Origin of the sequence: Methylobacterium sp. Leaf106 (assembly GCF_001422895.1) — a bacterium.
Taxonomy (GTDB): domain Bacteria; phylum Pseudomonadota; class Alphaproteobacteria; order Rhizobiales; family Beijerinckiaceae; genus Methylobacterium; species Methylobacterium bullatum.
In genome coordinates, this window is the sequence record NZ_LMNB01000035.1 from 47048 (window position 1) to 64460 (window position 17413).

The following is a 17413-nucleotide window of genomic DNA, read 5'->3' on the forward strand; positions in this document are numbered from 1 at the left end:
TCATATCGATGCCGTCGGCTCGAGAAAGCAGCCGTCGAGGAGATGTGTGAACCCAGTTGCGTTGTCGGCGGGGACAACACAACGGCTGGTGTCCACCGGTCAACCACCCAAAGCACGGTGGCGGCGAAAGATTCTCAGGCGCCGTTCCACCGCGACCCGGCCACGCGTGACCCGTCCCTCCTTCAGGGCGTGGAGCGGGATGCGACGCCTTCGGCGAACGAGATCGTCAGGACGGTCATGCCCGTCTCGTCGACCACCTCGAACGAGCGGTCCAGGGCTTCGCTCAACGTCGCGCCGCTGCCGAGCGCATCGGCGACGATCTGCTTGATGCCGATCACGGCGTCGTTGCGCACCTCGTCCATGGAGTCGAACACGTCCCCGTCGAAGTCGCGATGAAACCCGTCGCGATCGCGCAGGTTCAGAAAGTAACGCGGCATACCGACCTCCTTGCCGTGACGGCCCGACGGGCGCTCAGCTCACGGCTTGCCCTTCCACGCGAAGATAGCCGGCCTTGAACTCGGCGAGGGATTTCAGCCTGGGCCAGTCCAGGATCTTGAGACTCTTGCCCTTGAGTTCGATCAATCCCCTGCGCCGCAGCTCCTGCAGCGACCGGTTCACGTGCACGGTCGTCATCCCCGTCGTATCGGCGAGCTCGTGCTGGGTCATGGGGAGATCGCAGCTGTCTTCCGTGGCGAGGCCCACGGCCCGCAGCCTCACGAGGAGTTCGCAGAAGAGATGCGCGATCCGTTCGAGGGCCGAACGGCAGCCGATATTCACCAGCCATTCGCGCAGCGTCGCCTCGTCGATCAGGGCGGAGATGCGCAGCGCCCGGGCGATCGCCGGATGGTTCTCCATGATCTCCCGGAGGGCCGGGGCGGGAATGCGCGCGACCTTGCAGGCGGAGAGAGTCGCGATCGTATGATCGAGGCGGTTCAACAGGGTGATGTCGAGATTGCAGGTGTCCCCCGGCACGAGGTAGGCCGTGATCTGGCGGGCGCCGTTGGCCCGCTGCTTGAACCGGCACCCGATCCCCTCGGTGATGAGGACGATGTCGTTGTGCGGCTCGCCTTCACGGGCGAGGTTGGTGCGGGCGGGGACGTCGCGGGCGATGGATGTGATCCGATGAAGCACGTCCCTGTCGGCTTCGTCGAGCGCAACGAAGCCTTCGAGCTTCTGGACGAGCGGATTGAACACGCTCTCCATCGTATTCGAGATTCTATTCCTCGACAATGTTCAATATCTCTATCGATAAGCATCGAAATCTGCTCAGAAGTAACATCTTTCTTGATGCGACTTCAACGAGCCATGATGGCATGAACGTGCAAAAGATCATTATCTTAAAGCAATCGACCATGTACCAAAGTCGTAGTCCAGCCTCGGATTCCGTCTTCCGGCTCGGTCGTAATGGTCTGCGAATGTCCCGAGGTATGTATGGACCTGTTCGCGCATCTGCCCGATCCGAACACATAAAGTCGTGTCGACATTTCGCCGCACCTTCGCCCTCGACAGACAACAAGACGAATTTAAGCGTGACCTTGTCGAATGGGTGCGCCCCTGTGGACGCATGAATTCAGTATTCAGCCGGCCGTGCAATCACTCTTGAGAGGGATGGATCGGATTGAATTTTGCGTCGAAGGCGATCTTCCGGCTGTACTGCGTCATGGCAAATAAATAACGGGGTAATGAGGGTCGTTTATTGTCTTGGCGCGGAACATCGCCTTCGCTGCGGACGAACGCGACGCTCTCCGGCGTCTCGCCCTGCCTGGATGAAAGCTCTTATAGAATGGGGATCCGTGCGGTCCGCCATCGGTCGGGCCTCAAGGCGCCCACTATTCATTACCCTAGTGCGACGTCATCCGTGATGAGGCGACGATACTCGGCCTCCGGTATGCCGTAGCTGTCGCCCGCGATGAGTTCGAGTTTCGGCCGATCGACGATCTCGATATGGGACCTGCGCGCCCGAATGGTGCCGGCCCCCTCGAGAATATGGATCGTCGTCGTCACGCCCGGGCGATGGACACCGAGCATGACGGACAGGAATTCGTGGGTGATGGGAAATTCATCCTTCTCGACCCGGTCGTGGCACATCAGCAACCAGCGGGCCAGCCGCTCTTCCAAAGTATAGCTGCCGTGCGACAGGGCCGTCTGTGCCGTGAAGAGCTGAAAGATGTGGGCGTAGCGCATCATCAGTCTGCGGAAAGCGAGTCTTTGTTCGATCAGGCCGATGAATGCGTCCTTGCTCATCCGCAAGGCTTCGCCTTCGATCTGGATGAAGGTTTCGTGGGGCGTGGAATCCACATCGAACAGCAGCGGCAGGCCGGTCGCGCCTTCGGAGCCGATGATGCCGACCTCGATCCGCCGGCGGTCCCGCGTGCCGACGACGACCGAGGCGACCCCGGTCTCCAGGAAATGGACATGGGTCAGCGGTTCGTTCGGCTGGGCAAGGACGTCCTTCCGCTTGAGCTCGACCCGATCGAGAGCAGCCAGGATGGCCGCTCGATCGTCCGCTCGCAGCCGGGAGAGGAGGTTGTTGCGGATCGTGTGCTGGGAGGAAATGGCCATGCATGCGCCCTGAGGAGACGACGTCGCAGTTATGAGCCGCTCATCAACGCCGGAGGTTGATCATGACATAGCAACACAGCTGCAAATTCAACAAATGAAGCATATTCATTTGATGAAATTCGTCGTCCCTGAAACTTTACGTGCGTAATCGTACATCTGACTTGTATGCAGCGCTCCGTCAAGTCCTCCATGCCGGACCGTGCGGGGTCGTTCATATTCTTGCCGGTTCGCTTCAATTTTTCAATTCAACCGGTTCGGCCTGGTTCACCCGATGGCCGAATCCATCGTGCGGCAAGGATGCACGGCCGGCCTGCGAGCGCGGTCGCGGGCCGGCGCGTCGATGACCGCCGCATCGGCGCGGGAATTGCCTGTTCCCGCCGGTGCGGATGGCGGGTGGGCGAACGCCGTCCATCGGGATCCATCGGGCCCGCTGCCGCGCATGGGCGGTCTGTTCGGCAAGGGGTGGTCCCGGCCCTCCCTTCCCTGCAGGAAGCGAGGCACCGGCGGGTCGTCGGGCGGGGAATGTCGTCGCGTCCTGCCTTCTGGGGGAGGGATGCGTCAACTGTCACCGTTCCGGCATAAGTCCCTCGGAGGGAAACCTCCGGGGTCGGATCGACCGAGGAGACTTCGAGCGATCGGACCCTCGGCGTCAGTGGCTTCACGGAACGGAGAGATGCGTGCCTAACTTCCTCAAAGCGATCATCATGTCGGTCATCGCATTCGCCTCGGTCTATTACCTGACGGGTAATCCGACCATGGCGATGGCTTTGTCGCTCATTCCGCTCCTCCTCGGCCTGATGAGGGTGATGCACGGGTTCGCCTACAGCCTCGCCGCACTGTGCCTGATCGGTGCGGTGGTTTGGTCCGTGGCTCCCGTCGAGACGAAGACGATGGTCCGGGCCGAGGTGGAGAAGACCGGCGTCAAGATCACGGCGCCGTGACGGTGCCGGGGCCCTCGGGGTCCGGCCCTCCCACCGCTTTGGCGTGCCCGGCGGGGATCTGATAGGATCGCCGAGGGCGTGCGGGGGATCTGCGATGGAAGAGGGCAGCGGCGGAGCGGCCATGCATCTTTTGATCGTCGACGACCACCCGCTGTTTCGCGACGCGCTGGCGAGCGCGGTCAAGCTCGCCTTTCCCGAAGCGGTCATCGACGAGGCCGAGGGGATCGCCGCCGCCATGGCGGTCCTGGCGGCAGCCGGCACCGTCGATCTCGTCCTGCTCGATCTCTCGATGCAGGGCGTCCTGGGTTTCGAGGGGCTCGTCTCGATCCGCTCCCGCTTCCCGCGGGTGCCGATCCTCGTCGTGTCCGGCCTCGACGACCCGCGCATCATGCGCGAGGCGCTGCAGCACGGCGCGGCCGGGTTCGTACCGAAGGCGGTGGACAAGGCGACGCTGACACGGGCCATCGCCGACGTGCTCGGCGGAGGTCTGTCGATCCCCGCCGCCCTGTCGGATGAAGCGGCCGGCTCGGCCCCTCCGACCCAGCTCGCGGAGCGGATCGCCCGCCTGACGCCCCAGCAGCTGCGCGTCCTTCTGATGATCCGGCAGGGGAAGCTCAACAAGCAGATCGCGCACGAGCTCCAGGTCGGCGATTCCACCGTCAAGGCCCATGTCTCCGAGATCCTGCGCAAGCTCGACGTCATTAGCCGGACGCAGATCGTGATCGAGACGGCCCTGCTCGATTTCGACCAGATTCGTATGCCGCAGGCCGGATGAGCCGAAGGCGCCCCCTCGTCGCGGATCTCCCTCACGGCAATGTGCCCGCGCGGGGGACGGACCGGAGGGGGCTTGGGCGTTGCATCCATGGCGGGCATGGCCGAAGACGGAGCCGCGCCGCGGCGCTTTGAGCGATGACACGAGGCGGGGCGGCCCATCGATCACGGCCTGCCGCTGCCTGGACCCACCCCTCCATCCGATGAAGCGAGTGCGATCATGATGAGTTCGACGTTGAAGTCCGTCCTGGTTGTCGGGGTGCTCGCCGGATTGCCGGTGACGGAAGCCTCCGCCGCCGTCGGCGGCCGCATCGGGGCCTGCAAGCAGGAGATGAAGGCCAAGGGCCTGAAGGGCGACGAAGCCAAGACGTTCATGAAGTCCTGCAAGGTCGATGCGCGCAAGGCGTGCAAGGAGGAGGCGAAATCCGCCGGTTCCGACAAGGCCGACCGGCATGCCTTGATCAAATCCTGCCTGAAGGGCGGCGACGCCCCCGGAGCGACCACCGCCCCGGCCGCGCCGATGGCACCCGGCTCCACCGTACCCCCCGGCCCCGGCATGACACCGGAGGCGACGCCCCCGGCTCCTAAGCCCTGAAGCGCCAGACGCTGCTGCGCTTGATCTCCGCGTCCTCCAGGGAGCGGCTCACCGGCACCTCGTAGGTCGCGAGGATGTCGAGCCGGTCCCTCGGCAGGTAGGAGCGGCCGGGATCTCCGATGAGGATGGTGGCGCCCTGCTCGTGCAGGGCCGCCAGCCAGTCGGTGACGCGGCCGGCAATGTCCCGCTCGTAGAAGATGTCCGCCACCAGGATCGTCGTGACGCCGAGATCGGCGGGCCGCGAACCGATGAGGTCGTCGAGGACGGGCGCGATCCTGTCGCCGACGCCGTTGGCCCCGGCATTGAGGCCGATGGCGGCGATGGCGAAGGCGTCGAGGTCGCTCGCCGTCGCATGGGTGGCGCCGGAGAGCGTCGCCGCGATCGCCACCAGCCCCGAGCCGGAGGCGAAATCGAGGACGCGCTGCCCGGCGACGAGCTCCGGTCGGTCGAGGATATGCCGGGCCAGGGCTTGGCCCCCCGCCCAGGCGAAGGCCCAGAACGGCGGCGGCAGGCCGATGGAGTCGAGCTCGTCCTCGGTCTTCTGCCACAGCTCCGTGGCTTCGTCGGCCACATGCAGCACGATCTCCGGCGCGTGGGGCACGGGCAGGAGCCGCGTATTGGCGCGGATGAAGCGAAGAGGATCGACCGAGGGCGTCATGGGCGCAGCAGATCCGCGTAGAGTCCGGACACCGCCCGCATCACCGCATCCTCGGTGAACCCCCCTTCCACCACGCGTCGCCGCGCGGCCTCGCCCATCCGTGCCACGAGGAGCGGATCGGCGGCGAGCCGGACCAGCGCGGCGGCGAGGCTCCGCGCGTCGTCGGGCGGCACCAGCATGCCCTCGATCCCGTCGCGGACCAGCGTCCGGCAGCCGGGCACGTCGGTGGTGAGGAGGGCGCGTCCGCAGGACGCCGCCTCCAGCAGCGTGCGCGGCAGGCCTTCGCCGCCCCGCGAGGGCAGGCACCCGACATGGTGCTTCGCCCACACCCCGGCCACGTCGCGGGTCGGGCCGTGCCAGGTGACGCCGTCCCGGCTCCACGAATGCAGGGTCTCCTCGGGGATCGCCCTCCGGTTCGAGGCATCCGGCGCCCCGTAGAGGGAGAGCTCCACCGCCGCGCCCTCCGCGCGTGCGAGGCGCGTCGCCTCCACGGCCGTGTCGATGCCCTTCGACCACAGCATCCGCGCCACGATGGCGACGCGCAGGGGCGGGTAGGGCGGTTGCGGCGTCTGCGCGAGCAAAGCGGGATCGATGCCGGCCCCGCCGACGATGGTGACCGCCGTGTCTGCCGGATCGAGGCCGAGGGCAATCGCGTCGTCCGGGTTCTCGAACAGGAACCGGGTCTGTTTCGAGGCGAGGGGGCCACGGATCAGCTGGCGCAGGGCGAGGCGGCCCATGCGTCCCGCCACGTCGCCACGCGCGCCCATCAGGCCGAGCCCGGTCAGGGCGTAGACCCGCGCGGGGATGCCCGCCATCGCCGCCGCCGTCCCGCCCACGAGGATCGAGCGCAGCGCGATGCAATGGACGATATCGGCCTTCAGCGCCTTCAGGATCGCCGCGAGCTGGCCCGCCGCATAGCCTGCCGCCATGGGGTTGAGGCTGGAGCGCTCGGCCTCCAGCTCGACCACGCGCGCGCCCGTCGCCTCGATCACGGCCCGGTGGGCGCGCACGCGGGTCACCACCGCCACGGACAGGCCCATCGCCACGGCGGCCCGCGCCATGGGCAGGAAGTGCGAGGCGAAGAACCAGTCCTCGGTGACGACGAAGACGAGCCGCTTCTTCGGCGCGGAGGAGGGTGAGGGGGACGTGGCCATGACAGGCGCTGTAGCACGCCGCCGCCTCGTGCGAAGCCGGACGGGAGGCCGGGCGAGACATCGCGCCGCCGGCCCGGCTCGGAACGCCGCCCGTGCCCCGCCGGTTGATCGTGCCTGACAACCGACGGGAGGCGGAGGATGGCGGCGGATCGCGAAGAGGACGGTGTCGTTGCCGATCCGCGGGATGCGGCCATCGAGGCGGGCCTGACCTATGTCGACGCCGACCGTCCGGGGCTCACGCGGCGGAAGAGCGGAACGGGGTTCTCCTATCGCGATGCCAAGGGGAAGCCCGTCCGCGACCCGAAGATCCTGAAGCGGATCCGGTCCCTGGCGATCCCGCCGGCCTATACCGACGTCTGGATCTGCCGCCGCGCCAACGGCCATATCCAGGCCACGGGCCGGGACGCCAAGGGGCGCAAGCAGTACCGCTACCACCCCGATTTCCGGCAGGCGCGCGACTCGACGAAGTTCGAGCACATCATGGCCTTCGCCGACGCCCTGCCCGCCATCCGCGCAAGGGTGGACGAGGATATGGGCCGTCGTGGCCTCTCCCGTGAGAAGGTGCTGGCCACGATCGTCCACCTGCTCGAAGCGACCCTGATCCGTGTGGGCAACGACGATTACGCCCGCACCAACAAGAGCTACGGGCTCACCACCCTGCGCGATCCCCATGTGACCGTCGCGGGGGCGGAGCTGACGTTCCGCTTCAAGGGCAAGAGCGGCAAGATGTGGAACCTGTCGGTGAAGGACCGGCGCGTGGCCCGCATCGTGAAATCCTGCCAGGACCTGCCGGGCCAGGAGCTGTTCCAGTATATCGACGATGCCGGCGAGACGCGGGACGTCACCTCGGCCGACGTAAACGCGTATCTGCGCGAGATCACCGGGCAGGAGATCACCGCCAAGGATTTCCGGACCTGGGCCGGCACCGTGCTCGCCGCCCTCGCCTTGCAGGAGTTCGAGGCGTTCGACAGCGAGGCCAAGGCCAAGAAGAACCTGCGCGCCGCCATCGAGAGCGTCGCGTCACGGCTCGGCAACACACCGACCATCTGCCGCAAATGCTACATCCACCCCGAAATCCTCGACGGCTACCTGGAAGGCGCGCTGCTGCTCCAGGTGGCGGATGCGGTGGAGGACGAGTTGCGGACGGACATCGCCCGGCTGAAGCCGGAGGAGGCGGCGGTCCTCGGCTTGCTGCGGGCGCGTCTCGACGCGGCGAAGGGCAGGGTCTCGGTCAAGGCCAAGGTGTCGTCCAAGAAGGGGAAGGGGGCGCCGCGAAAGGCGAGGTCCCGTCCGGCGGAGTCCGGGGCTCGGGCTGCGGCATAGGTCGAGCTTCTCAGCGCCGCGCCGGCGGAAGGAGCGAAGACCTTGCCCTCGGCTCGCCTACTCGGTTCACGCATCTGCCCTTATGGGCAGAGCGCGTTCCTCTCCCCCTTGTGGGGAGAGGTTAGGTGTGGGGGTGGTTCCGCCAGCCTCCGTAAGCTGAGGGGCGCCCAACCACCCCCACCTCCAACTCCTCCTCACAAGGGGGAGAAGGGCAGGGTGTCGCATCCCGCGAACGATCTGGATCCAGATACCCCTCTCATAGGACGTCGCCCTGCCCCTTGTGGCGGCCGGCCCGTCGCCTCGCGTTCCCTCAGTGCCGCGCCATCGTCTCGATGACGGCCTTGTGGCCATGGTGGCCGGATTCGCTCTTGCCCTGGCGTGGCGTCTCGCTCTCCACCACGGGGGCCAGACCCAATTGCCGGGCGAGGCAGACGAGGTCCTTCAGCCGGCCCGTCTGGGTCTTGCGGCGCAGGTTGAGCCGATGCGTCTCCACGGTGCGCACGCTGAGGCTGAGGCGGCGCGCCACCTCCTTGTTGCTGAAGCCGGCGCTGAGGAACCGGAGAATCTCCGCTTCTCGCGGGGTCAGCCCATCGCCGGCTTCCGCCGGGCCGGCGGCCTGCGTGTCCGCGTCGCCCGCATGGGCCAGCCGCACGATCGTCGCGCTGATCTCCCGCGGGGTCGCCGATTGCGCCACCACCGCATCGGCCCCCGCCTCGAGCAGGCTCCGCAGGGTCTCGGCGGGGAGGCTCTGGAAGGCCACCAGCACGCGCAGGTTCGGGTGACGCTTGAGCGCGGCGATCCGGGCGAGGGCGCTCTTCGACGCGGTCTCGGGCAGGAACACCAGGGCGACGACGCTCCCGGTGCCCGGACCGCCCAGCGGCAGATCGGCCTCGCCCAGCGTATGCAGGCTGGGCTCATGCTCCAGGAAGGCCCGCAGGACAGGCCCGAGCCCCGCTGGCTCGTCGACGATCAAAACCCCCACGGCCTGGTTCATGCCGCTTCCCCCTCTGTCCCATCGCGACACATCGCGATCGGGCTGGTGGAGAGCAGTTCAAATCCCGTTCCATCGGATTCTTCATCGAATCCGGGCCATGGCCCATGAATACACGGGGGTATTTTCCGAAAACAGGTCCGAAAACCGCGTCATCTCGGTTAACGCGGACGGATGCGCGCCCATGGCGCCAGGGTGCCTGTCCCTATCAGGAACAGCCCGGTTCGAAATGGGATTGGCTCATCCCGCCCGGGCGAGGACGAGGTCGGCGGCGGCCGAGATCACCCGGTTGCGGCCCGTGGTCTTGGCCTCGTAGAGGGCGATATCGGCCCGCTTGATCATGGCCTCGATCGTATCGCCCTCGCTCCACTGGCTCACGCCGAAGCTGCAGGTGAGGCGGATCGGGGTGCGGGCGCCGCGGATGCGCAGGGCCTCCACGAGGCGGCGCAGCCGCGACGCGAGCGCCTCCGCATCGGTCACCGGCCGGTGCGGAAGAACGATGCCGAACTCCTCGCCTCCGAGCCGCCCGACGATGCCCTCCTCCGCGATGGTCTTGCAGACGCTCTGGATCGCCGCATCGCCGACATCGTGGCCGTATTCGTCGTTGATGCGCTTGAAATGGTCGATATCCACCAGGATCGCCGACATGTCTCCGTGGTTGCCCACACGATCGGCGGCGTCCCGCACCCGCTGCAGGAAGGCGCGCCGGTTGAGGAGGCCGGTGAGCGGGTCGGTCTCGGCGAGGCGAATCAACTCGCTCTGCATGGTCGTCAGGCGGTCCGCCGCCCGCATGCGGGCATGCAGTTCCTCGGCGCCGGGGGGCTTCTCGATGAAATCGTCCGCCCCGCTGTCGAGCGCCTCGGCGAGATTGCGGGAATTGCGGGCCGAGGACATGGTGATGACGTAGAGCGGCCGGTTGGTTTCGGCGATGAGACGCGCCGACCAGCACAGTTCGAGGCCGCTCAAGGGGCGGACTTCGAGGCTCGTGATCAGGACTCGCACGGTCGGCGTGTAGGTGACGAAGTCGAGGGCGGCCTGCGAGTCGGTGAAGACATCGACGTTATGCCCCTGCGGCTCGAGCAGGCCGGCAACGACCTTCAGGACAACGCGGCTGGTATCGACGATGACGATATGCATGTCCTTGGTCGCCCGCCCCGAAATGTCATGTTGTTCGTCAGCATGGCGGTGACAGATTAACATGTTGCCAAGACGACCCGCCCACATGAGTCGATCCGGGGCCGGGCCGGAGGAGAGGAACGCCGGGCGGCCGGCCTCGTCGGACGACAGGGCGCCGACACCCCGTTCATCGACGGTTGAACGGCGCGCCCGCGGCTGGTAGCTAGCGCATCGGGCCGGATTAGCTCAGCGGTAGAGCAGCGGTTTTGTAAACCGAAGGTCGGGGGTTCAATCCCCTCATCCGGCACCATCCCCCCAATGGCGGAAGCCGGTCGGATCGGGGCCCGCGCCAACGGGCGGATTTCGTTAACGATAACGCGCCATGAAGAGGCCGTCGGGAGATTTCGGTCGTCCGGCCTTGTCGGCACGTCGGGAACGAGGGCGGAAAACCCATGCGGTTAGGTGTTGCGGCGGGTGTGCTCGCGGCGTTGAGCGTCGGGATGGCGGCTCATGCACAAGGTTACGCCCGCGGCACCGAGGACGGTGCCGAGCGCGGCGGCAACATTGCCGGCCCCCTCGGCGCGGCCGTCGGCAGCGTGATCGGAGGCGCGGTCGGGACCGCCAACGAGATCCTCGGCATCGATCGCCGGGAACGGTTCAGGATCTACACGCGGGGCGAGCGTCGCCCGTCCTTCGCCTATCGGGGCAAGGTGCATGTCGGCGCCGTGCTGCCCGAGGGCGGTGTCGTCTATTACGACGTGCCTCCCGAATTCGCCCTGAAAGGCTACAACTACACCGTCGTGAACGATATCCCGGTGCTGGTCGAGCCGGGCACCCGCCGGATCGTCGAGGTGATCGACTGAGGACGGAGCGCGTCCGCCACGGCCCTGCGCCTGCATCCCCATGACGACCCGCTTCACCATCGCCGCCGATGGCGACGGCCGTTCCGGCACAGGGCCTCCGCTGACCGGCTCCGAGGCCCCGCGCGACGGCGCTTGGGCGCCAGAACTTATCAATTGACAGTCACCCCGCATTGAAGCGGGAATGGAAATCCAGTCATCCTGTTGTGACAGGCGTGAGACTGTCTCCGACGTCCGGTCGAGGTATGGTCATGGAGCGTTGGGGCACCAGTCATCGGGTGGGTCAGCGAAGCGTCCGAAAGGCGACGCAGCCGACATCGTGTTGGGTATCGAGTAGGGTGGACCCATGGCTGACGATGTCTCCAATCGAGAACCCACCATCGGTCACGCCATGACGGCGGCGGATGCGGTCGAAGCCCTGGTCGTCGACGACGAGCGGTACCGCCTGCTGGTGGAGAGCATCGTCGATTACGCCATCTACATGCTCGATCCGCAGGGTCGGGTGGCGAGCTGGAACCGCGGCGCCCAGCGCTTCAAGGGCTATACCGACGCGGAGATCATCGGCGAGCACTTCTCGCGCTTCTACACCGACGACGACCGGGCCATCGGTCTGCCCGGCCGGGCCTTGAGGATCGCCGAGACCGAAGGGCGGTTCGAGCAGGAGGGATGGCGCGTCCGCAAGGACGGCAGCCTGATGTGGGCGCACGTGCTCATCGATCCGATCCGTGGCGAGGACGGCACCCTCGTCGGCTACGCCAAGGTCACCCGCGACCTCACCGAGCGACGGGCCGCCCTGGCCGCCCTCGAACGGAGCGAGCAGCAGTTCCGCCTGCTCGTCCAGGGCGTGCGGGACTACGCCATCTACATGCTCGACCCTCAGGGAAAGGTCACGAGCTGGAATCGCGGCGCCCAGCGCTTCAAGGGATACACGGACGACGAGATCATCGGCGAGCATTTCTCGCGCTTCTACACCGACGCGGACCGCGCCTCGGGCCTGCCCGCCCAGGCGCTCCGGACGGCGGCCACCGAAGGCCGTTTCGAAGCCGAAGGCCGGCGCGTCCGCAAGGACGGGACGTGTTTCTGGGCGCATGTGGTCATCGATCCGATCCGGGGCGAGCATGGCGAGCTGATCGGATTCGCCAAGATCACGCGGGACGTCACGGAGCGGCGGAACACCGAGCGGGCTCTGGAGGACGCGCGCGCACGCTTCGTCCAGTCGCAGAAGATGGAGGCGATCGGTCAGCTCACCGGGGGTGTCGCCCACGATTTCAACAACCTCCTCGCCGTCGTGCTCGGCAATCTGCATCTCGCCCGCAAGCGCCTCCCGCCGGATCGCAAGCTGCTGCAGCTGGTGGAGAACTCGATTCAGGCGGCCGAGCGGGGCGCCACGCTGACCAAGCGCATGCTCGCCTTCGCCCGCCAGCAGAAGCTGGAAACCGGCCCCGTGGACGTGCCGGAGCTCGTGCGGGGCATGACCGAGCTGCTGCAGGGCTCCATCGGTGCGGGCATCCCGGTCGCCACACGGTTCCCCCCGGAGCTGCCGCTCGCCAACGTCGATGCCAACCAGCTCGAACTGGCCCTGCTCAATCTCGCCGTCAACGCCCGCGATGCCATGCCGGAGGGCGGCAGGATCACCATCGCGGCGCGCGACGCGGTGGTCGCCCCCGACGAAATTCCCGGCCTCGCTCCGGGTCGCTACGTCTGCCTGTCGGTCACCGATACGGGGGACGGCATGGACGAGCAGACGCTGGCCCGCGCCACCGAGCCGTTCTTCACGACCAAGGGTGTCGGCAAGGGCACCGGGCTGGGGCTCTCCATGATCCACGGTTTCGCCGAGCAGTCGGGCGGCCGGCTGCGTCTCAGGAGCGTTCCGGGCCAGGGCACGACGGCCGAGCTGTGGCTGCCCGAGGCCGAGGCCGGCGACCCGGGAAAGGCGGTGCCGGAAACGGCCCTCTGCCCGTCGGCGACGAGGCCGTTGAGGGTGCTGGTGGTCGATGACGACCCGCTGGTCCTGATGAACACGGCGGCCATGCTGGAGGATCTCGGTCACGTGGTGAAGGAGGCGGCGTCGGGCGCGCAGGCCCTGCACGTCCTGCGCTGCGCCGAACCGTTCGATCTCGTGATCACGGACCAGTTGATGCCGGGCATGAACGGCACGCAGCTCATCGCGGCGATCGGCCGGGACCATCCCGGATTGCCGGCCATCCTCGCGACCGGCTACGCCGACCCGGCGGAGGGCGAGCACGCCGATGACGTGCGCCTGACCAAGCCGTTCGGTCAGGAGGAGCTGTCCCGCGCCATCCAGACGAGATTTCAGGTCGAACGCCGGATCCTGGCGTTCCGGCCGGCGGCGGACGAGACCGGCGGCTCCCCCGGCGCGATGACGGAAGTGGCCGGCTCCTGGCTCGGCTGATCGGACGGGCGCACCGGTTCGCCATCGACCGATCCGGGATCTGCAAAGCCGCAATCGCCGTGACGGCGCGCGAAAAGGCCCCGATGAGGCGAACTCATCGAGGCCTGGCACGACGTCTCGTATCGAAGGGGTCTCAGAACCCCATGGCGACCTTCAGCGAGCCGACGATCGTCGCGATGAGGCCGACGGCGAACACGCCGATCATCGCGTAGTTGAACGGTTTCAGCTTCATCGGCGAACCCTCGTCGACCGATCAGCAGCGGTTCCCGCCCGAGGTCTGGCCGTATTGCTGGACCGGGAAGTTCTGCTGGTTGGCGTTGCCTTCGGCGGCCGAACTCATCGGGCAGGTGGACGGGTTGCGCGAGACATCATCACCACGGGACTGGAGCGAACCCGTCGTCTCGACATCGTAAGGCGAGGACCCCGTGTAACGGGCGGGACGATCGTAAGCCATCGCCGAAGAAATCGAAGACACACCAAGAACGAGGGCAGTGGCGATGGCGGCAATACGGGTCTTCATGGGGGTGACGTGGCTCCTATAAGCTGCAGATCTGGAATGAGGTCTGCTTGTTGCTGTTGGAAATGAATATGGGGCGCCATCTCCATTCTTGGCGTGCTCGCGCGCACGCGGTGTCACGGATTACATCGCGCGCCGCGCTCAGACGACGAGGCGCGCCTCCACCAGATCGATCTCCCGGACGAGCCGCCGCAGCACCACGTCGTCGATCGCCTCCGAGCGGCGCAGGCGATAGAGGGCCTGGCGCTCGGCGTCGATGCCCGCGAGGCGCAGGCGCTTCTCGGTGAGGGCGAGCTGCTTGATGCGGCTGACATCCTTCCGCGGCTCCGCCGTCGCCGCTTCCAGGCCCTCGTAGCGGTCCATGGCGCGGGCGCTGGCTTCCACCGCGATGGAGGCGTCCTCCTGCTTCTCCACGAGCCGATGCTGCAGGGCCTCGATGGCCTTCACGGCGTCGTCGCGCGCGGCGGCGCGGGCCGCGTCCTCCTCGGCATCGTGGCTGGGCTCGGGGGGAAGGCGCAGGCCCCGCAGCAGCGGGGGCAGGACCGTGCTCGCCAGGAGGAGTGAGGTCAGGATCACCCCCATGGCCAGGAGGATGGAGAGGTCGCGCGCAGGGAACGGCGTGCCGTCCGCCAGGGTGAGCGGCAGGGTCAGGATACCCGCGAGGGTGATCGCGCCCTTGACGCCCGCCAGGGTCGTCGCGGCCACGAGGCGCAGGGTCGGCGTCTCCCGGCGGTCGCCGTTCCGGCGTGCCTTCATCAGCACGAACTGGAGCGAGATCCAGACCCAGACGAAGCGGATCGCCATCAAGCCGGCGGTGATGGCCAGGATCCAGGCGACGAGCCAGCCGGCCCCCTGGACGTCGGCCTGTTTGACGGCCTGCCGCAGCACCTCCGGCAGCTGCTCGCCGAGCAGGACGAAGATCGAGCCGTTGGCCGCGAGGGCCACCGTGTCCCAGACGGCGGTGCGCCGGACGCGGGTGGCCCCCAGGCTGCGGCCCTGGATCTCCACATAGGTCATGGCGATGCCGGCCGCGACGGCGGCGAGGATGCCGGAAGCGTGGACATGCTCGGCGGCGAGATAGGCGCCGAAGGGCGTGAGCAGGCTGAACAGGATCTGTAGGCCGGGATCCTCCCCCGTGCGCCGGCGCAGGAGGTCCTGCGCGCCCATGAGGAGGAAGGTGGTCGCGGCGCCGATGCCGATGCCGCCCAGCGCGAGCCAGACGAAGGTGGTCGCGGCCTGGGGCAGCGAGAAGGTGCCCGTGAGGGCGGCGGCGATGGCGAAGCGCAGGCAGACGAGGCCGGTGGCGTCGTTGAGGAGGGCCTCGCCTTCGAGGATGTGCATGAGGCGCCGCGGGACCGGAGCCTGCGCCGCCACGGACGAGACCGCGATGGGATCGGTCGGCGAGAGGACGGCCGCGAGGGCGAAGGCCACGGCGAGCGGCATCCCCGGGATCATGCCGTGGATCAGCGTTCCGATGCCGAGCACGGTCAGGACCACGAGGCCCAGCGCCAGGGCCAGCACGGTCTTGCCGTCACGGAACAGGTCGCGCTTCGGAATACGCCAGCCGTCCAGGAACAGGAGCGGCGGCAGGAAGACGAGGAAGAAGATTTCGGGGTCGAGGGACGTGCTCGGCAATGGTCCCAGGGCCAGGGCCACGCCGATGGCGATCTGGATCAGCGGCAACGGCAACGGAAGCAGGCGGCCGAGGGCGCCACTGACGAGGACGGACAGCAGCAGGGCCAGGACGACGGTAACGCTTTCCATGCGCCTCTTTCATGGTGGAGCCGGTGGCGGTGTCGATGCCTCGGCGGTGTGGCGTCATAGGGGCGCGATGGCCACAACCGCCATCGCCGTCCGAGCGAGCCGCAGGTCCGGAGAGGACCGCAGCGTGAGCGCCCTCGGATGAACCGCATCATCGATCACAGGACAGTGATCGGCAGGCAGGGCTTCACACCCGCATACTCGGCGGCGGCCAAAATTGTGAGCGATCGGAACGCGAAAGCGTCGTGCGACCATATCGGACGCCCGGATTGCCTCACCAAAAGGCAAAATGCCTATCGAGATTGCAAATCTCGATGCGGCCTGTAAAACTCCACCTGGTATACCAGAGCCGTGCGCCTGCGATGGCGGCGGTGATCGGCGGGGCGGGTGGTCGCACGGGGGAGAACGAGAGGATGTCCAACATCGCCGGTCCTGGACGTCGTCTCGGCGACCTGCTCGGATCTCGCCTGTTTCGGCCGATCCTGGCGGGTGCGACGCTGCGCGAGCGTCTCATCGCCTGCCTCGGTGCTCTCCTGGGCATCGCGCTGACCGGCCTCGTCAGCGGCTGGATCGTCGGAGAGGGGCCGCACATTCCCCTGATCGTCGCCCCGATGGGAGCGACCGCGGTGCTCCTCTTCGCCGTGCCGGCGAGCCCGCTCGCCCAGCCCTGGCCGATCATCGGCGGCAACACGATCTCGGCCCTGATCGGCGTCACGGCGGCCTATTTCATCCCCAATCCCGTGCTGGCCATCGGTGTCGGCGTCTCGCTCGCCATCGCGGCGATGTCGTTCACGCGCTGCCTGCATCCGCCGGGCGGTGCCGCCGCCCTGACGGCGCTCATCGGCGGGCCGGCCATCGCGTCCTCCGGCTTCCTGTTTCCCTTCGTCCCCGTCTGCCTGAACTCCCTCATCCTGGTCGGCCTCGGCATCGCCTTCCATCGGCTGTCGGGGCGTCACTATCCGCATGTTCCGCAGGCGGCGCCCGTCAACGTCCATGGGACGGCCGACCTGCCCGCTCCGCTCCGCGTCGGCTTCAATGCCCGCGACGTCGACGCGGCGCTCCAGTCCTTGAACGAAACCCTCGACATCGACCGGACCGACCTGGATCGGTTGCTCCGCGAAGTCGAGAGCCAGGCTATGTCCCGCGCCCATGGGGAGCTCGACTGCGGCACGGTCATGTCGCGGGACGTGGTCACGATCGGCGTGAACGACTCCGTCGCGAAGGCGCGCGACCTGCTGCTCAAGCACAACATCCGGACCCTGCCCGTGATCGACGGCGCGGGGCGGCTCGCCGGCACGCTGGGCCTGCGCGAACTGGCCTTGCGGGGCGACGGGGCCATCGCGCAGGTGATGTCGACGGCCAGGACCGCCATGGCGGGCGAGCCCGTGCTTTCCCTGGTCGAGACGCTGAGCGACGGATACACGCATGCGGTGGTGGTCACGGCCGAGGATCGCAGCGTCCTCGGGATCGTCACCCAGACCGACCTGCTGGCGGTCCTGATGCGCATGGTCTCCGCCAAGGCCCTCGAACCCGCCGGCCCGCAGACGTCGTGAACGGCCCGTCGGCGGGGAGGGCATGGCCCGGTTGTTGCCTGGGAGGTGCTTTCCTCCCACCGTACCAGCACGGGTTCGGGCCGATGCACGACACGCCGCTTCTTCTCAACCTTCTCTACGCGATCCTGATGGCGTCGAGCATGATGATCACGTGGCAGGTCCACCGACTTCTCGGCCGCGCCTGAAGGAGACGCGGCC

16 protein-coding genes and 1 tRNA gene are annotated in these 17413 nt (G+C 67.5%); 8 read left to right on the forward strand and 9 right to left on the reverse strand.

Features of this window, described 5'->3' with window-relative positions; genetic code table 11:
* Nucleotides 1-182 precede the first annotated feature (182 nt).
* From ASF34_RS20470 to ASF34_RS20480, 3 genes are all read right to left on the reverse strand, one after another.
* Nucleotides 183-437 carry a DUF6894 family protein gene (locus ASF34_RS20470; protein ID WP_018045573.1) on the reverse strand — a complete coding sequence of 85 codons (255 nt, stop codon included), beginning with the start codon at nucleotides 435-437 and terminating at the stop codon, nucleotides 183-185.
* A gap of 34 nt (nucleotides 438-471) precedes the next feature.
* Nucleotides 472-1203 carry a Crp/Fnr family transcriptional regulator gene (locus tag ASF34_RS20475; RefSeq protein WP_018045572.1) on the reverse strand — a complete coding sequence of 244 codons (732 nt, stop codon included), beginning with the start codon at nucleotides 1201-1203 and terminating at the stop codon, nucleotides 472-474.
* A gap of 633 nt (nucleotides 1204-1836) precedes the next feature.
* The gene (locus ASF34_RS20480; protein WP_018045571.1) at nucleotides 1837-2562 is read right to left on the reverse strand and encodes a Crp/Fnr family transcriptional regulator; all 726 of its coding nucleotides are present in this window, start codon (nucleotides 2560-2562) and stop codon (nucleotides 1837-1839) included.
* A 677-nt stretch (nucleotides 2563-3239) separates the two neighbouring features.
* Between ASF34_RS20480 and ASF34_RS20485 the strand changes: the two genes are divergently transcribed.
* From ASF34_RS20485 to ASF34_RS20495, 3 genes are all read left to right on the forward strand, one after another.
* Nucleotides 3240-3503 carry a hypothetical protein gene (locus ASF34_RS20485; RefSeq protein WP_056164102.1) on the forward strand — a complete coding sequence of 88 codons (264 nt, stop codon included), beginning with the start codon at nucleotides 3240-3242 and terminating at the stop codon, nucleotides 3501-3503.
* Between the two features lie 94 nt (nucleotides 3504-3597).
* Entirely contained in the window at nucleotides 3598-4278 is a 681-nt protein-coding gene (locus ASF34_RS20490) for a response regulator (RefSeq protein WP_056141172.1), read from the forward strand.
* Between the two features lie 216 nt (nucleotides 4279-4494).
* Complete coding sequence (locus tag ASF34_RS20495; protein ID WP_056141169.1) at nucleotides 4495-4869, forward strand: PsiF family protein; 375 nt, start codon at nucleotides 4495-4497, stop codon at nucleotides 4867-4869.
* On the opposite strand, the gene ASF34_RS20500 is transcribed toward ASF34_RS20495, so the two are convergent.
* Entirely contained in the window at nucleotides 4859-5527 is a 669-nt protein-coding gene (locus ASF34_RS20500; RefSeq protein ID WP_056141167.1) for a class I SAM-dependent methyltransferase, read from the reverse strand. The genes ASF34_RS20495 and ASF34_RS20500 overlap by 11 nt on opposite strands.
* A complete protein-coding gene (locus ASF34_RS20505; RefSeq protein WP_056164105.1) occupies nucleotides 5524-6681 on the reverse strand; it encodes a glycosyltransferase family 4 protein in 1158 nt (385 codons plus the stop codon). Before ASF34_RS20505 ends, ASF34_RS20500 begins: the two co-directional genes overlap by 4 nt.
* A 138-nt stretch (nucleotides 6682-6819) precedes the next feature.
* On the opposite strand from ASF34_RS20505, the gene ASF34_RS20510 reads away from it, so the two are divergent.
* Nucleotides 6820-8004, forward strand: coding sequence for a DNA topoisomerase IB (locus tag ASF34_RS20510; RefSeq protein WP_056164108.1), 1185 nt, complete (start codon nucleotides 6820-6822; stop codon nucleotides 8002-8004).
* A 310-nt stretch (nucleotides 8005-8314) separates the two neighbouring features.
* On the opposite strand, the gene ASF34_RS20515 is transcribed toward ASF34_RS20510, so the two are convergent.
* Nucleotides 8315-8998 (reverse strand): response regulator transcription factor, encoded by a 684-nt coding sequence (locus ASF34_RS20515; protein ID WP_056164111.1) that lies wholly within the window; start codon nucleotides 8996-8998, stop codon nucleotides 8315-8317.
* A gap of 237 nt (nucleotides 8999-9235) precedes the next feature.
* A complete protein-coding gene (locus ASF34_RS20520; protein ID WP_056164114.1) occupies nucleotides 9236-10132 on the reverse strand; it encodes a GGDEF domain-containing response regulator in 897 nt (298 codons plus the stop codon).
* A gap of 214 nt (nucleotides 10133-10346) precedes the next feature.
* Here ASF34_RS20520 and ASF34_RS20525 point away from each other — a divergent pair.
* From ASF34_RS20525 to ASF34_RS20535, 3 genes are all read left to right on the forward strand, one after another.
* A tRNA-Thr gene (locus tag ASF34_RS20525) sits at nucleotides 10347-10421 on the forward strand.
* Between the two features lie 142 nt (nucleotides 10422-10563).
* A complete protein-coding gene (locus tag ASF34_RS20530) occupies nucleotides 10564-10974 on the forward strand; it encodes a DUF1236 domain-containing protein (RefSeq protein WP_026176243.1) in 411 nt (136 codons plus the stop codon).
* A gap of 388 nt (nucleotides 10975-11362) precedes the next feature.
* Entirely contained in the window at nucleotides 11363-13384 is a 2022-nt protein-coding gene (locus ASF34_RS20535; protein ID WP_056164117.1) for a hybrid sensor histidine kinase/response regulator, read from the forward strand.
* Nucleotides 13385-13637: 253 nt separating this feature from the next.
* On the opposite strand, the gene ASF34_RS20540 is transcribed toward ASF34_RS20535, so the two are convergent.
* Both ASF34_RS20540 and ASF34_RS20545 read right to left on the reverse strand, forming a co-directional pair.
* Nucleotides 13638-13904: a hypothetical protein gene (locus ASF34_RS20540; protein WP_026176242.1), complete on the reverse strand. Its 267-nt coding sequence runs from the start codon at nucleotides 13902-13904 to the stop codon at nucleotides 13638-13640.
* Nucleotides 13905-14042: 138 nt separating this feature from the next.
* Complete coding sequence (locus tag ASF34_RS20545) at nucleotides 14043-15665, reverse strand: Na+/H+ antiporter (RefSeq protein WP_056164119.1); 1623 nt, start codon at nucleotides 15663-15665, stop codon at nucleotides 14043-14045.
* Nucleotides 15666-16075: 410 nt separating this feature from the next.
* Here ASF34_RS20545 and ASF34_RS20550 point away from each other — a divergent pair, with 410 nt between their 5' ends.
* Nucleotides 16076-17215 carry an HPP family protein gene (locus tag ASF34_RS20550; protein ID WP_018045556.1) on the forward strand — a complete coding sequence of 380 codons (1140 nt, stop codon included), beginning with the start codon at nucleotides 16076-16078 and terminating at the stop codon, nucleotides 17213-17215.
* The last annotated feature ends 198 nt before the right edge of the window (nucleotides 17216-17413 follow it).

What these genes read in the sequence shown, in the direction of transcription:
- ASF34_RS20470 (WP_018045573.1), bottom strand. Translation starts at nt 437, where the DNA reads ATGCCGCGTTACTTTCTGAACCTGCGCGATCGCGACGGGTTTCATCGC.
- ASF34_RS20475 (WP_018045572.1), bottom strand. Translation starts at nt 1,203, where the DNA reads ATGGAGAGCGTGTTCAATCCGCTCGTCCAGAAGCTCGAAGGCTTCGTT.
- ASF34_RS20480 (WP_018045571.1), bottom strand. Translation starts at nt 2,562, where the DNA reads ATGGCCATTTCCTCCCAGCACACGATCCGCAACAACCTCCTCTCCCGG.
- ASF34_RS20490 (WP_056141172.1), top strand. Translation starts at nt 3,598, where the DNA reads ATGGAAGAGGGCAGCGGCGGAGCGGCCATGCATCTTTTGATCGTCGAC.
- ASF34_RS20495 (WP_056141169.1), top strand. Translation starts at nt 4,495, where the DNA reads ATGATGAGTTCGACGTTGAAGTCCGTCCTGGTTGTCGGGGTGCTCGCC.
- ASF34_RS20500 (WP_056141167.1), bottom strand. Translation starts at nt 5,527, where the DNA reads ATGACGCCCTCGGTCGATCCTCTTCGCTTCATCCGCGCCAATACGCGG.
- ASF34_RS20505 (WP_056164105.1), bottom strand. Translation starts at nt 6,681, where the DNA reads ATGGCCACGTCCCCCTCACCCTCCTCCGCGCCGAAGAAGCGGCTCGTC.
- ASF34_RS20510 (WP_056164108.1), top strand. Translation starts at nt 6,820, where the DNA reads ATGGCGGCGGATCGCGAAGAGGACGGTGTCGTTGCCGATCCGCGGGAT.
- ASF34_RS20515 (WP_056164111.1), bottom strand. Translation starts at nt 8,998, where the DNA reads ATGAACCAGGCCGTGGGGGTTTTGATCGTCGACGAGCCAGCGGGGCTC.
- ASF34_RS20520 (WP_056164114.1), bottom strand. Translation starts at nt 10,132, where the DNA reads ATGCATATCGTCATCGTCGATACCAGCCGCGTTGTCCTGAAGGTCGTT.
- ASF34_RS20530 (WP_026176243.1), top strand. Translation starts at nt 10,564, where the DNA reads ATGCGGTTAGGTGTTGCGGCGGGTGTGCTCGCGGCGTTGAGCGTCGGG.
- ASF34_RS20535 (WP_056164117.1), top strand. Translation starts at nt 11,363, where the DNA reads ATGACGGCGGCGGATGCGGTCGAAGCCCTGGTCGTCGACGACGAGCGG.
- ASF34_RS20540 (WP_026176242.1), bottom strand. Translation starts at nt 13,904, where the DNA reads ATGAAGACCCGTATTGCCGCCATCGCCACTGCCCTCGTTCTTGGTGTG.
- ASF34_RS20545 (WP_056164119.1), bottom strand. Translation starts at nt 15,665, where the DNA reads ATGGAAAGCGTTACCGTCGTCCTGGCCCTGCTGCTGTCCGTCCTCGTC.
- ASF34_RS20550 (WP_018045556.1), top strand. Translation starts at nt 16,076, where the DNA reads ATGTCCAACATCGCCGGTCCTGGACGTCGTCTCGGCGACCTGCTCGGA.